Annotated in this window: 16 protein-coding genes; 7 read left to right on the top strand and 9 right to left on the bottom strand. The window is 72.9% G+C overall.

The window, feature by feature from the left end; all coding sequences use genetic code 11:
- Positions 1 to 102 precede the first annotated feature (102 nt).
- Complete coding sequence (locus ACWD4B_RS01720; protein ID WP_451418879.1) at positions 103 to 600, bottom strand: hypothetical protein; 498 nt, start codon at positions 598 to 600, stop codon at positions 103 to 105.
- Positions 601 to 766: 166 nt separating this feature from the next.
- On the opposite strand from ACWD4B_RS01720, the gene ACWD4B_RS01725 reads away from it, so the two are divergent.
- From ACWD4B_RS01725 to ACWD4B_RS01745, 5 genes are all read left to right on the top strand, one after another.
- On the top strand, positions 767 to 1,189 hold the full coding sequence (locus ACWD4B_RS01725) for a hypothetical protein (RefSeq protein ID WP_451418880.1): 423 nt from the start codon (positions 767 to 769) through the stop codon (positions 1,187 to 1,189).
- Complete coding sequence (locus ACWD4B_RS01730) at positions 1,186 to 1,980, top strand: transcriptional regulator (protein ID WP_451418881.1); 795 nt, start codon at positions 1,186 to 1,188, stop codon at positions 1,978 to 1,980. Before ACWD4B_RS01725 ends, ACWD4B_RS01730 begins: the two co-directional genes overlap by 4 nt.
- 34 nt (positions 1,981 to 2,014) lie before the next feature.
- Positions 2,015 to 2,449: a roadblock/LC7 domain-containing protein gene (locus ACWD4B_RS01735; protein ID WP_336412333.1), complete on the top strand. Its 435-nt coding sequence runs from the start codon at positions 2,015 to 2,017 to the stop codon at positions 2,447 to 2,449.
- Positions 2,450 to 2,553: 104 nt separating this feature from the next.
- The gene (locus ACWD4B_RS01740) at positions 2,554 to 2,928 is read left to right on the top strand and encodes a hypothetical protein (RefSeq protein WP_451418882.1); all 375 of its coding nucleotides are present in this window, start codon (positions 2,554 to 2,556) and stop codon (positions 2,926 to 2,928) included.
- A 45-nt stretch (positions 2,929 to 2,973) separates the two neighbouring features.
- Positions 2,974 to 3,669, top strand: a complete 696-nt coding sequence (locus ACWD4B_RS01745) for an ester cyclase (protein ID WP_451418883.1) — start codon at positions 2,974 to 2,976, stop codon at positions 3,667 to 3,669.
- On the opposite strand, the gene ACWD4B_RS01750 is transcribed toward ACWD4B_RS01745, so the two are convergent.
- From ACWD4B_RS01750 to ACWD4B_RS01765, 4 genes are all read right to left on the bottom strand, one after another.
- The gene (locus ACWD4B_RS01750) at positions 3,659 to 4,813 is read right to left on the bottom strand and encodes a methyltransferase (protein WP_451418884.1); all 1,155 of its coding nucleotides are present in this window, start codon (positions 4,811 to 4,813) and stop codon (positions 3,659 to 3,661) included. The genes ACWD4B_RS01745 and ACWD4B_RS01750 overlap by 11 nt on opposite strands.
- An 89-nt stretch (positions 4,814 to 4,902) precedes the next feature.
- Complete coding sequence (locus ACWD4B_RS01755) at positions 4,903 to 5,514, bottom strand: transglycosylase SLT domain-containing protein (RefSeq protein WP_451419019.1); 612 nt, start codon at positions 5,512 to 5,514, stop codon at positions 4,903 to 4,905.
- Positions 5,515 to 5,589: 75 nt separating this feature from the next.
- Complete coding sequence (locus tag ACWD4B_RS01760) at positions 5,590 to 5,919, bottom strand: hypothetical protein (protein WP_451418885.1); 330 nt, start codon at positions 5,917 to 5,919, stop codon at positions 5,590 to 5,592.
- Between the two features lie 150 nt (positions 5,920 to 6,069).
- A complete protein-coding gene (locus tag ACWD4B_RS01765) occupies positions 6,070 to 6,942 on the bottom strand; it encodes an alpha/beta fold hydrolase (RefSeq protein ID WP_451418886.1) in 873 nt (290 codons plus the stop codon).
- 99 nt (positions 6,943 to 7,041) lie between these two features.
- On the opposite strand from ACWD4B_RS01765, the gene ACWD4B_RS01770 reads away from it, so the two are divergent.
- Positions 7,042 to 7,629, top strand: coding sequence for a TetR/AcrR family transcriptional regulator (locus ACWD4B_RS01770; protein WP_451418887.1), 588 nt, complete (start codon positions 7,042 to 7,044; stop codon positions 7,627 to 7,629).
- A gap of 325 nt (positions 7,630 to 7,954) precedes the next feature.
- On the top strand, positions 7,955 to 9,469 hold the full coding sequence (locus tag ACWD4B_RS01775) for a M28 family metallopeptidase (protein WP_451418888.1): 1,515 nt from the start codon (positions 7,955 to 7,957) through the stop codon (positions 9,467 to 9,469).
- Here ACWD4B_RS01775 and ACWD4B_RS01780 read toward each other — a convergent pair.
- From ACWD4B_RS01780 to ACWD4B_RS01795, 4 genes are read right to left on the bottom strand one after another with little or no spacing between them, the layout of a single operon-like run.
- A complete protein-coding gene (locus tag ACWD4B_RS01780) occupies positions 9,447 to 10,790 on the bottom strand; it encodes a hypothetical protein (protein WP_451418889.1) in 1,344 nt (447 codons plus the stop codon). The genes ACWD4B_RS01775 and ACWD4B_RS01780 overlap by 23 nt on opposite strands.
- Positions 10,787 to 11,905, bottom strand: a complete 1,119-nt coding sequence (locus tag ACWD4B_RS01785) for a GNAT family N-acetyltransferase (RefSeq protein WP_451418890.1) — start codon at positions 11,903 to 11,905, stop codon at positions 10,787 to 10,789. Before ACWD4B_RS01785 ends, ACWD4B_RS01780 begins: the two co-directional genes overlap by 4 nt.
- Entirely contained in the window at positions 11,902 to 12,651 is a 750-nt protein-coding gene (locus ACWD4B_RS01790; protein ID WP_451418891.1) for a class I SAM-dependent methyltransferase, read from the bottom strand. Before ACWD4B_RS01790 ends, ACWD4B_RS01785 begins: the two co-directional genes overlap by 4 nt.
- Complete coding sequence (locus tag ACWD4B_RS01795) at positions 12,632 to 13,579, bottom strand: LLM class flavin-dependent oxidoreductase (RefSeq protein ID WP_451418892.1); 948 nt, start codon at positions 13,577 to 13,579, stop codon at positions 12,632 to 12,634. The genes ACWD4B_RS01790 and ACWD4B_RS01795 overlap by 20 nt, the downstream gene beginning before the upstream one ends.
- Between the last annotated feature and the right edge of the window lie 6 nt (positions 13,580 to 13,585).

Below are 13,585 nucleotides of genomic sequence, written 5' to 3' on the forward strand. Positions count from 1 at the left end.
TCGTTTTTAGTAGCTAACCCCCCCGGGGGGGGGGGGGGGGCCCCCCCCCCCGAACCTCGACTGCGGGCGCGTCGTGGCCGGTCGCGCAGTTCCCCGCGCCCCTTACGGGGCGTACCCGGCCTGTGACAGGGCCGACACCATCACCGAGCCGATCACGATCGTGCTGTGCGTCAGCTCGTCCAACTGCCGCCGCTGCTCGGCAGGAAGGTGCCAGTCCTCCCACCACACCGTCTCCTGGTGCGAGCAGGCACCCGGTCGTTCCGTCGCCCACGCCTGGGACAGCTGCTGTGCCAGCGGAACGACCCGGCGTGCGTGGTCCGCGTAGGCCTGCAGCAGCACCATCATGTGACTGCCCGGCAGATAGTCTCGCCACAGCGCCAGCAGCTCGTCGGCGACGCGGGCGGCGTCTTCCAGCCAGAGGACGTGCTGGGTCACCCAGCCCTGCGGGTTGCGGCAGGCGGGCATTCCGGGCAGCAGGCGCTGCTCCAGCTGCTCGCGGCGGGCGAAGAACTCACTGGCCAGGGCCAGTTCCTCGGGGATCGGGGTCCACGTGCGCTGATGCAGGGCGACGGCGGCGGCTTCGACGGCGTGGGTCGTCATTCCGCCACCCTACGCGACCTGCACGGACTCCGGACCGGGCGGTCCTGCCGCCTATCACTCGGGGCACATGTGCCGGAGGAAAATGCCAAAACCCTCACGTCCGGGTGCTTTTATCGGTTACCTTCCGTCGCACGGGGCACGCCACTGGTAATCGGGAGAGGATCGTGTGACCGGTATCGACGGGTGCTTAGCCGAGGCCATGACCATCCCGGGGGCCCGGGGGGCGAGCCTGGTGGACTGGAGCAGCGGGCTGGCCCTCGGGGCGGCGGGCGACGGACCGGGCCGCGACCACGAGACCGCGGCGGCGGAGGCCGCCGAGCTGGCCCGGCTGGCCTTCGAGAGCGGGGCGTTCACCGCCGCGGCCGGCCCGCGACCGGGATCCGGGCCGGGATCGGGGCCGGGATCGGGATCGGGGCCGGTCGAGGATGTGATCGTCACCGCGCAGGGCAGCTACCACCTGATCCGCTTCGTCGAGACCTCCTTCGACAGCAGCGTCTTCCTCTACCTGTGGCTGGACCGCACCGAGGCCAATCTGGCGGTGGCCCTGTTCCGGCTCAAGAACATCACCGCCCGGTTGGTGCCGGCATGACCGGCAGCACGGCCGACGCGCCCGGCGCCGTGCTCACCCGGCTCGCCGCGACCGGTGCCACCGGTGCGCTGCACGGCGGGGTGGGGGCCCTCTACTTCGCCGACGGCGCCGTGGTGCACGCCGAGAGCCCGGCGGTGCCGGACGTGGGGTGGCGGCTCACCGCGGGAGGGCGGTTGTCGGCGCGGGAGTGGGAGGAGGCGGTCGAGGAGGGCGGGCCGGACCACCGGGCCGGGTGCCTCCTCGTCGAGCAGGGCCGGCTGAGCCGGGGCGAGCTGGAACTGTGCCATCTCAGCGCGCTGTTCGACGCCGCCTATTTCGTCCTGTCCCCGCTCGACCGCTCCCAGCAGGCGCCGGACCGGTTCCTGAAGGAGGCGCGGCACTGGTTCGGGCCGGTGCGGCCCGTGTCCGTGTCCCTCCTGCAGCGCGAGGTGGGCCGGCGGCGCACGCTGCTCGAACTCGCCTGGCCGCGGCCCGAGGTGGACGTGGCCCCGGTCGTCCCTGCCCCCGGCGCGGGGGCCGGCGGGGCCGGCTGCGACGAGCCGACGTGCGGGCGGCGGGCCGTCCTGGCGGCGGCCGACGGCGTCCGCACCCCGCTGCAGATCGCCCGGGCCCTCGGCCGCTCGGCCTTCGCCACGCTGCTCGACGTCCGGCGGCTGGCGGCCGCCGGGCTGGTCCGTACCCCGGAGGCGGCGGACCCGGCGCCGGGCGGTCCCGTGCCCCGGGCCGCGGGCCCGGCCGTTCCGGAGATCTCCCTGCTGTACCGGATCCGCGACGCACTGGAGGCCCTGTGACCCGGTCCGTGACCCCCGTCGCACCGATCTCATGATGAGGCGCGCCCTGAGGCAGTTCGCCGGAAGGAGACAGTCGATGACCGCCGCACCCGAGGTGCTCTCCGAGCTCCAGGGACTACGAGTCCGGGTACCGCACCTGACCGGTGCGCTGGTGGCCAGCACGGACGGGCTGGTGATCGCGCACGTGGTCAGCGACCTGGAGCCGGACGGCCTCGCGGCGCTGACCGCCGCGGCGCTGGGCGTGGGCGCCCGGCTGACGGAGGCCGTGAGCCACGGCGGCTTCCGGGAACTGCTCGTCTCGGGCGAGCGCGGCTACGTGGCCACCTATGCGGCCGGGCCCTCGTGCGTGCTGACGCTGCTGGCGTCGGCCGAGGCCAACGTGGGCCGGCTGAACCTGGAGGCCCGCAGGGCGGGCCCGCGGATCGCCGGCCTGGTCGACGGCGCGCTGGAGCGTCAACGCCAGGCATGAGCAGCACGCGTGAGCGGACGACCGTAATTCCAGTCCCCATGCCACCCGTCTTTCTCCGGCGGAATCGCCGCCGGGAAACACCGAACCCGGAAAGGGAATTGACCGTGCTGAACACCGAAACGGCCCTCAAGGACGCGATGAGCTCGATCGAGGGAGCCCTCGGCGTGGCCCTCGTCGACTACGGAAGCGGAATGGCGCTGGGCACCCTGGGCGGCTCGCAGTCGCTCGATCTGAACGTCGCCGCCGCAGGGAACACGGACGTGGTGCGGGCCAAGCTGCGGACCATGGAGATGCTGGGCATCCAGGACACCATCGAGGACGTCCTGATCACCCTCAGCGGCCAGTACCACCTGATCAGGCTGCTGACCGGGCGCGGCGGCAACGGGCTCTTCCTCTACCTGGTGCTCGACGCCAAACGCGCCAATCTGGCGATGGCCCGGCACCAGCTCAGGCGGATCGAGGGCGAACTGGAGGTCTGAGTGCCGCGGCACTAGGCTGGAATGGACCTCGGGAGGCGATGTGTCATGACATTCGTCCAGGTAATCGACTGCAGAACCAGCAAATACTCCGAGATGAACCGCCTCTTGGACGCCTGGGTCGAGCAGACCGAGGGGAAGCGCACGGCCACCCATTCCCTCGTCGGCCGGGACCACACGGAACCGGACCATTACGTGGAGATCATCGAATTCCCCTCCTACGAAAAGGCCATGAGCAATTCCAATCTCCCGGAGACCAACCGGATCTTCGAGGAGATGGTGTCGCTCTGCGACGGCATGCCGACGTTCACGGATCTCGACGTGGTCCGGGAGGACCGGCTCAACAAGGCGACCGCGCGCCGGTTCTTCGACGAGGTCGCCACGGACGGGCGCCTCTCCCTGGTCGACGAGCTGTTCCTCGCGGACTACCGGCACCACGACGTCGGCAAGGAGGCCGCCAGCGTCATCGGCACGGAGCCGCTGAAGAACGACATCGCCGACTGGCGGCAGGCCTTCGACTTCCGGTTCACGCTGGACAGCGAGCTGGCCGAGGCCGACCGGGTCTGCGTCCGCTGGACCTGGCGGGCCACCCACCGGGGCACGTTCATGGACGTCCCGCCGACCGGCCGCCAGGTGGAGATGACCGGTGTCACCGAGTTCCGCTTCCGGGACGGCCGGATCGAGGAGGCCTGGTGGACCTACGACCGGCTGGGCCTGCTGCGGCAGTTGGGGGTCAGCGTCTGACGGCGCGCAGGACGACGAACTTGGGGTCGCCGGCGACAAGTTCGCAGTTGCCGAAGATGCGCTTGAGCGTCACGTGGTAGCCGAGGTGGCGGTTGCCGACGACCCAGAGTTCGCCGCCGGGGCGCAGCGCCCTGCGGGAGTCGGCGAACATGCGCCGGGCCGTGGTGTCGGTGGTGGCCTGGTGCGAGTGGAACGGCGGGTTGTTGAGGACCAGGTCCGCCGAGCCCGCCGGAACGTCCGCGAGGCCGTCGCCCACCCGGAACTCCGCCGTGGCGGCGGCCCCGGCGTTCGCGCGGAAGGTGGCCTCCGCGGAGGAGACCGCCTGGAAGGACTCGTCGACGAACGTCACCGTGGAGGCGGGGTTGGCCAGCGCCGCCGCCGTGCCGACCACGCCGTTGCCGCAGCCGAGGTCGACCACGCGGTCCGGGCCCTGGCGGTGCGGCAGGTGGCCCAGGAAGAACCGGGTGCCGATGTCGAGGCGTTCGGCGCAGAAGACGCCCGCGTGGTTGGTGACGGTCATCCCGGAGGCCGCCCCGATGCCGGTGGGCAGGGTGTAGGTGTGCGGCCAGGGGTTGGTGCCGGGGGTGCGCGCGGGGTCCGGGGTGCAGAAGATCAGACGCGCCTTCTTCACGGCCAGGGAGGTCCGGGTGGGCCCGAGGATGCGCTCGAAGAGCCGGAGCGTCGAGGTGTGGATCTCCTTGACCATGCCCGTGCCCACGACGACGGTGCCCTCGTGGACGGCGGGGGCGAGGCGGTGCAGCTGGTCCTCCAGGAGCGCGAGGCTCTTGGGAACGCGCACGAGCAGCACGTCGATCCGGTCCGGCGGGGTGTCCTGCGTCGTCAGCAGCCGCACCGCGTCCGGGGCGATGGCGTTGCGGGCCAGGTTGGCGCGGGTGGCCTGCTGTCCGAGGTACGAGTCGGTGATCTGCACGGGGCGGTGCGCGGCGAGTGCGGTCGCCAGGGCGCCCCAGCGGTCGCCCACGACGGCCACGGTGCCCGACAGGTCCACCGGGTCCGCGTCGATTCCCTTCAGGTGCCGCAGCAGGTACTCGTCGGCGGCGTCCCAGGCACGGAGCGTGTCGCGGGGGTCCTCGGGGAAGCGGGCGAGGTCGAGTTCGCCCCAGGGCGTCGTGAAGCAGTTCATTGTGCCCTCAGGCTAACCGAGTGCGCTCCGTCGCCGGACGGCCGCACTCCGCGTCCGCCGCCGTGCCGTCAGGACTTTCTCAGGACTTCTCAGGACTTCTTGAGGGCCGCGGCCGCCGTGGACCAGTTGGTGCGGAGCCGGTCGAGATACGTCTGCGCGTCCGCGCCGGGCTTCGCCCCGCGGGCGAAGGCGGCCATGTTGCCCCCGCCGGCGTTGTAGCCGAGGGCGAGCAGCTCGTCCTTGGTGTAGGAGCCGGACCAGTGGGCGGGCAGCTGCCCGGCGAGGTCGTGCAGGAACCACGCGGCAGCCTCGATGGCCAGGTTCGTGTCGTCGGGCAGTTCCTGCCAGTCGCGGTGCGCGAAGTCCCGTCCCTGCTTGGTCTCGTCGAAGGCGGCCTTGTGCATGTTGGCGATCCCGAACGCGGCGTCCGGCTTGATCTTCTGCCAGGCGCGCTGGAAGTCGGGGTCGTGGGGTTTGTAGGACTCGTTGTAGAGGACGGCCATCAGCAGCTGCGGGTGGATCCCCGCCTGCGCCGCGTACGTGGCGACGGGCGCGGCGTAGTGGGACGGATCCTCGTTGGCCCGCGGCTTGCCGGGGTCCGCACTCGGCGACGGGGTGCTCGCGCCGGCGGCCGGGGACGACGCAGGTGCTGGATCATGGCCGGAACATGACGTCAGGGCACACACGACCGCTGCTGCCATGGCCCATCGGGCACCGCGCTTCGTCCTCACCTGGCCTCCTCGACTGCCGATTATGCCGGACGGGCCGGCGCGGGATCAGCCCGTCCGGCGGGAGGTCCGGGCGGCGATCCAGCCCGCCCCCTTGGCGGCGAGGACCCGGCGGCGGCGCCAGCGCGAGCGGGACGGCACCATGACGGTCCGGTCCGGCGGCTGGCTCAGGGCCAGGTCCGTCAGGCGCCGCCCGGCCTGGGCGAGCTCCGTGAGGAGACGGTCGCGGTGCCCGCCCTGGCCCGCGGACCGCAGCGCGGTGTAGAGGCCCTCGATCTCGGCCACGGCCGCGCCGATCCGGATGTTCCTGCTGCCTGTTGACGGTGTGCTGCCCCGCGGCACCTGCGGCACCTTCCTTCGCCCGTATTCGCCCGACATGGGTCGCTCCGGATGCCGCGCACCTCTCCGCCGTCGACCGGGGAACTCATCGAGCCAGGCGCATCGACATGCGCCCCGCAGCAATGATTGCACCTTTGCGCAATCCAGCAATAATGTTTCGATGCTTTCGCGCCGCGGGCAGCGGGACCGTCACCGGCGCGGGGCCCGACGGGGCGTCAACCCGCCGCGGCCACCACCATCTTGGACCGGGCGCCCGAACGCTGTCGGCACCGCCTCCGACAGATGACGGTGACCCCGCTCCAGCACCCGTACGAACGCCCCGGGGTCGCGGGCCGGCAGCGCGTGGTCCCCCTTCACGTGGCACAGCCGGACGTGGCCGCCGGACTCCCGCACGATGCGCAAGAACGTTTTCTCCTGGGCGCGGAACAGCAGATCGCTCCTGCTGTTGACGAGCAGGAGGGGGACATGGACGCGGGCCGCGACCTTGAGGAAGTCCCGACGGGTGAGGTCCCCGACGACCTCCGAGAAGCCGCGGACGGCCAGGCCGCCCGACACGACGGCCGTGTAACTCTCGGGCGGCAACTGCCGGTGCAGCGCCCGGTCGGCGAGGCGCGTGGTGCGCTCCGGGCCCAGCTTCTCGAAGGTGCGGGCCGCAGTGCGGTACACCCGGCCCGTGAAGCCCTCCGGCCGGGCGGTGGCGCCGTGCACGAGCAGCGCGGCGGTGCGGTCGGGGTGTGCCGCACCGTAGGCGAGGGCGACATATCCGCCCAGGGAGGTGCCGGCGACCAGCGGGCGCCGCCCGGTCGCCGCGGAGGCCTCCGAGACGGCGGCGTCCACGCGGGCCACCGCATCCTCCAAGGTGAACTGCCGGTCCTGCAGGGCCCCGTGGGCCGGGAGGTCGGGCGCGGTGATGCGGAACCGCGGGGCGAGCCGGGCGGCGTGCGGGTCCCACATCCGGGCGGAGAGCCAGACGCCGTGGACGAGCACCAGCGGAGGGGCGTCGTCCGGTCCTGCCGTCCACATCCCGGGGAGGCCCGGGGCCTGGCTCAACCCGTTCGTCATCGTGTCTCCGTCTCCCGAGTGCCGGCTGTTCCACCACAAGGCAACGCAACGGTGCGTTGCTATCATACGACCGTCGAACCGAGAACGGAGCGCGCAGCCATGACCAGGAACCCGGCACCGGCCGGCGGCGGTCCCCGCCGCAAGGCCGAGATCTTCACGGCCACCCTCGGGCTCCTGGCAGCACACGGCTACGACGCGCTGACGATCGAGGGCGTGGCCCGGAGCTCCGGGGTGAACAAGACCACGATCTACCGCTGGTGGCCCTCGAAGTCCGAACTGCTGCGGGACGCCCTGCTGCACGCGCCCGCCATGCAGTTCGAGGACGCGGACACCGGGAGCCTGCGCGGCGACCTGGAGGCGATCGCCGGACAGGTGCAGGGGCTGCTCAGCGACGAACGGCGCCGTACCGTGGTGGAGTCGGCCCTGGTGGGGGCGGTACGCCACCAGGCGATGCGGGAGTTGGTGGTCTCCTTCCTCGACGACCGCTTCGGCCGCCATCAGCCGGTCTTCGAGCGCGCCGTGCAACGCGGCGAGCTGCCGCCGGACTTCGATCCGGCGCCGCTCGTGGACGCCATGGCCGGGGCACTGTGGATACGCGTGCTGGTGCGGCGCGAGCCGGTGGGCACGTCGTTCACCGACCGCCTCGTCGAGCTGCTGACGGAGGGGGCCGGGCAGGCGGCACCGTAACCTCGCCCCGTCAGGGGCGCGGGGAACTGCGCGAGCAACCACGACGCGCCTGCAGCCGAGGTACCCGGGGTTGTGCGTCAACTGCGGGCCGTCGATGGCTGGTCGCGCCCACGCGGCGGAGCCGCATATGTCAACAGCCCCGCGCCCCTGACGGAGCGCACCGGCAGACCCGGTTGTCCCCCCTCCGTGACGCGGAGCGTGTCCGCCATGTGGCGATCTCGTGTCAGGCGCCCCCAATCCGGCTGCGGCCTACACACATCTGGGTACGGTCGGTTCCAGCCGCGGCGCACCCGGTCGCGGTGATCCCCTGCCCGGAAGGACCCCCGTGCGCGTACCCCACCGCCGCCGGGCGATAGCGGCCCTCGTCGCCTCCGCCGTCGCCACCCCCCTGCTGCTCGCCGCCGCCCCGTCCGCCGAGGCGCGTCCCACGACGGCGGACCGTCAGCACAGACAGGCCCGGCAGCTGGCGGACACCCTGGTCCGGACGTCCTCGGCCCGGAGCGCCTACCGCCATCTGCAGAAGTTCCAGCAGATCGCCGACGCCAACGGCGGCAACCGTGCCGCCGGCACCTCCGGCCACGAGGCCTCCACCGCCTACGTCCACTCCCTGCTGCAGAAGGCCGGTTACGACGTCTCGTACCAGAACTTCGAGATCTGGCAGGCCAAGACGCTCACCGAGAAGCTCTCGGTCGTCTCCCCGCAGCCGCGCGACCTGAAGGTGTCGGCGTTCACCTTCTCGCCGTCCACGCCCGCGGGCGGCATCGACGCCCCCGTCGCCGTCGCCCGCGCGGACAAGGACCCCGGCTGCTCCGCCGACGACTACGCCTCCGGCGTCTTCACCGGCAGGATCGCCCTCGTCGAGCGCGGCGGCTGCACCTTCGCCGAGAAGCAGGCCGCCGCCGCGCAGGCCGGTGCCGTCGGCGCCGTCGTCTACAACAACGACGGCCAGGACGCCGTCCACGGCACCTTCGGCAGCCCCGCCGAGGGCCGCATCCCCACCGCGGGCGTCTCCAAGGCCGACGGCGAGGCCCTGGCCGCGGCCGCCCGGGACGGGGTCACGGTGCACCTGGACATCCGGCAGGAGCACTCCAGGAAGCAGACCCGCAACGTCATCGCCGAGACCAGGGGCGGCAGCGCCGACCACGTGGTCGCCCTCGGCAGCCACCTCGACTCGGTGCCCGCGGGCCCGGGCATCAACGACAACGGCTCCGGCTCCGCAGGCCTGTTGGAGGTCGCCCTCAAGCTCGCGAAGGAGACCCGCAAGCCCGGCCGGCAGCCGGCGAACAAGGTCCGCTTCGCCTGGTGGTCCGGCGAGGAACTCGGCCTCCTCGGCTCCGACCACTACGTCTCCCACCTCGACGCGAAGCAGCGCAAGCAGATCGCCCTCTACCTCAACTTCGACATGATCGCCTCGCCCAACCCGGTCGAATTCGTCTACGACGGCGACGACTCCGACCACAAGGGCTCGGGCCCCGGCCCCAAGGGCTCCGCGCAGATCGAGCGGCTGATCAACGGCTATCTGGACCGCCGCCACCAGCCGCACGAGGGCACCGACTTCGACGGCCGGTCCGACTACGGGCCGTTCATCGAGGCCGGCATCCCGGCCGGCGGCACCTTCACCGGCGCCGAGGGCATCAAGACCAAGGAGCAGGCACAGCGCTACGGCGGCACCGCCGGCACCGCCTACGACCCCCACTACCACGCCGCCGGCGACACCCTCCGCAACCTGGACCTGAAGGCCTTCGACACCAACATCGACGTCATCGCGCACGCCGTCGGCACCTACGCCCACGACCTGAGCTCGCTCGACGAGCCGGTCAGGAACCGACCAGCACGTTGACCAACGCCCCGTGCCCGTACATGCTCACGATCCCGCTCTCGCCGGAGGCGAAGAAGCGGACGAGGCAGCCGGCGGGCCGGCCGGCGACGATGTACGGGCCGAGGAGCGGGGCGATCGTCGTCGCGTACGTCCCCGCCTCCGTTCCGTCCGTGAGCCCGGCCGCACAGCGGCCGGGCTCGACGTATTCCTGCGCGACGCTGTCCTCCTCCCGCACGGCCGACTCGACGGCATCCGCCCAGACGGCCGGATCGGTCGACGGGCCCAGGAGCACGCCGTCGCCGCACATCCCCACGGCCTTCTTCAGCACGAACGACTCCCGCCTGCCCAGCAGCAGTTCCCCCAGGCTGTACGTCCGCCCGCGCCAGACGACCTCGCGGTCCCCGGTGACCCGGGTCCACGGCAGGTAGCGGCGTACGAACTCCCGTTCCGCGCCGGTCATCCAGGGCCGTCCCTCCGAAACCCAGCCGAGGACCTTCTTGTTGGAGACGAGATAGGCGGTCTGCGGGGCGAGGAAGAGACACCCGGCGTCGAGGGCGCGGCGCACCGGGGCGAGGTCGATGCCGTGGTGCCGCCACTCGGCGACGGTGAAGTGCCGCAGCCCGACGGGGTACCGGAAGCGGCCGCCGGCGCCGTGGCCGTGGTGCAGGTCCTCGGGTTCGAAGAACTCGGCGGCGAAGCCGTGCCGCCGCAGGTGGTCCACTTCCAGGTCGAAGTAGCGGGTGCCGTGCACGCCCGGCAGGTCGCGGACGGTGCCGAGCAGCGCGACGCCGCGTTCGGCGCCCAGCTCGGCGCAGACGGCCTCGAAGAGCCGCCTGCGCTCGGCGAAGAGGGAGTGGCTGCGGAAGGGGAGCCGCCCGCCGTCCGGGCCGTCGGCGTGCAGGCGCCGCCAGGTGCGGGTGAGGACATGGGTGTGCACGGCGCCGCCGACCGCGCCGCCCACGTTGACCTCCAGGAACTGCGGCCCGTCGGGCCCGATCACCACATCCGGGCGGGCCATGCAGGCACAGTGGCGCTCCTCACTGCGGTCGTCGGTGAACAGCGGGTGCAGGGTCTCGTCCACCGCCAGCGCGGCCATGCGCTCCGCGCGGCCGGGTCCGGCGGCGAGGACCGCCTTGCGCAGGAGGGCCAGCAACCGGGCCGAGGCCGCGTAGAGTTCGGCGGCCGAGGCGGGCGGCACGGTCAGCGGCCGGGTGGCGACCTGGGCGCCGTTGAACCCCACGTCGCGCATCGCGTGCACGAAGGTCTGCCGAAGCTCCTCGGCGCCGATCCCGGCAGGTGGTGGCAACTCGTCGGTGCCGAACCATGGATGATGGCCCGTCATCGGGGAACCGTCTGCAGGAAGGCGTCCAGGCCGAGGTGCCGGGCGCGGAGGATGCCGGGGCACTGCCAGGCCAGGTCGGTGCGGGGCGGCCGGTCCGCGTCGTGGAAGTACAGGGCCTCGAAGCCGCTCGTCCCGAAGCCTCCCGCCGCGAGGGCGACGACCGGGTTGGTCACGAGGAAGTCCCGCACGCCCGGGGTGTCGCGGACGACACGCAGGACGAGCCGCTTGCCGCCGAAGTGGTCGGCGGGCAGGCGGCATTCGGGGTGGAAGCGCTGCTTGAACTGGAAGATGCCCTTGCTGAGGAACGGTTCGCAGCCCGAGAGGTCGACGTGCGTCATCCCGTGCGTGCAGGCCCACTCCAGGGCGAAGTGCGTGAGCGCCCTGGCGGCGCCGCTCGCGTAGTGCTCCTCGGCCCCGTCGAGGACGCCGAGCAGCCGCATGGTCAGGGTCCGGGAGTGTGCCGGGCGGGCGCACAGCACTCCGGCGACCGGGGTGCCGTTCTCGACGACGAAGAAGAGCGCCCCGCGCCGGAAGAGGCATTCGTAGGCGAGGTCGGGCGGGAGGCTGCGGGTCGCGCATCCGTGCCTGCGGCGCATGGTCGGCAGGTGCATCCGCTCGTAGAAGTGGTCGAACGCCCAGGGGCCGGTGGCCCGTTCCCAGGTCCAGCCCCGTTCCCTGCGGTGGGCGGCGAAGCTGCGCCGTTCCCGCCGGGAGATCCGCGCGCGCAGTGCCTCGGTGCCCTTGCCGACCGGGACGACGAGGCGCACCCGGAAGGGCAGCAGGAGCGTGGCCGGGGGCAGGGCGGGCACGGCGCGGGCCGTCGTGCCGCGCAGCAGGATGTCGGCGGGCGCGTCGCCGGTGCCGCCTGCCGTGGTGGGGACGCCCTGCTGCCGCAGGAACTCCAGGACGTGGCGCGGTCCTTCGCCCAGCCCCGCGTAGCTCAGCCGTACGGGCCCGGCGGGCAGCGATCGGGCGCGCACGGGCCGGTGGCGGCCGCGAACACCGTCCCAGCCGCAGCGGACGGGGGCCAGGCGGGGGCCGGTGTCCCACGCGTACCGGGCGTGCAGGGCGGTGCGGGAGGGCAGCGGGACGCGGGGCGGCGCCGGGGAGTTCACAACGTCCCCCGAGTGACGGGCCGGTAGACGGAGATGCAGCGCCGGGTGTCGGGCCGTACGGTGCCGCCCTGCCAGCCCGGCCAGCGGTCTTCGAGGGTCAGGCCGGCGGCCGCGGCCATCAGGTCCATCTCGGACGGCCACACGTAGCGGATGACCGAGCGGTACGGGGTGACGCCGCCATTCTCGACGACCATGGTCTGGCGTTCCATGATCTGGGTGACGGGGTCGCAGTGGACCACGGAGAAGCGGAAGCGGTCCGGCCCGGCGTGCAGGTGGCGTACGGAGGAGCCGCTGCCGACGGCGTCGGGGATCTGGTGGTCGACGACGAAGCGCCCGCACGGGCCGGCCAGATGACGGGCGGCGACGGCGAAGCAGGCGGTCTGGCGGCGCTGATCGGGCACGCAGAAGAGGCTGTTGAAGACGGAGTAGACGAGCGCGAAGCGGCGGCCGAGCTCGCAGTCGGTCATGTCGGCGAGTTCGGTGCGGACGAGCTCCGCACCGGGTTTGGCGCGCAGCCGCCGCAGCATGTCGGGCGAGGTGTCGACGCCGTGGACGCTGATGCCGCGCGCGGCGAGGGGGATGGCGATGCGGCCGGTGCCGACGCCCAGTTCGAGGGCGCCGCCGTCGCGCCCGTAGCGCGACAGGACCTCGACGGCCCCTGCGCCGTCGTCGAAGTCCAGGGAGTACCAGTCGTCGTAGACGTCGCCGAACGTCCTGCCGTAGTCGTCATCGTGGTGCGTCGCCACCGGCGGTGCCTCCGTTCCCGTCGTGCGCCGGCCGGAGCCGTGCGAGGTGCGGCAGGGCGGCCGCGACGACCGCGTCGAACGTCCCGGCCCTTCCGGCGAACACCCCGGACGGGCGGGGCCGGTGGAGGACGAGGTCGGTGAAGCCCAGCGCCGCGCAGTCGGCGGCGAAGGCGGTGAGCCGGTCGGCCGAGTCCGTCAGGCCGGGGAGCAGGCGGCTGCCGAGGACGATGCGGTCCAGGCTCGCCGGGTCCCTGCCCGCCCGCGTGCAGGCCTCGTCCAGGGCGCGGGTCTGCCGTGCCAGCAGCGGCAGGACGTCGGAGGCGGGCAGCTCGCCCGGCGGCCGGGTCGCGTCGCCCGCGGTGACCCAGGCCTGCCCGTGGCGTGCCGCGAGGCTCATGCCGCGCGGCCCGGTCGCCGCGACCGCGAAGGGGATCCGCGGCCGCTGGACGCAGCCGGGCACCGTGCGCGCCTGCCGGGCGGCGTAGAACGCGCCGTCGTGGTCGGCGGCCGGCTGCCGCAGGAGGCGGTCGAGGAGTTCGACGAACTCCTCGAAGCGGCAGGTGCGTTCACGGGGCGGGAGCACGGGGCCACCCAGGGCCTGTGCGTCGAAGCCGTCGGCGCCCGCGCCGATCCCCGCGGTGATGCGCCCGCCCGCGATGTGGTCGAGCGTCATCAGCTCCTTGGCCAGGACGACGGGGTGCCGGAAGTTCGGGGTGGCCACCAGGGGGCCGATGCGGATCCGGCGGGTGACCGCGGCGACGGCGGCCAGCAGCGGGACCGAGCCGAACCACGGTGCGTCGCGCAGCGACCGCCAGGTCAGGTGGTCGTAGGTCCAGGCGTGGTCGAAGCCGGCCTCCTCGGCGCCCTGCCAGATCTCCCGGGCCTGCGGCCACGGGTGTTCGGGAAGGATGACGACTCCCGTGCGCATCCGGCC

The sequence above is a fragment of the Streptomyces sp. NPDC002536 genome, assembly GCF_053594995.1.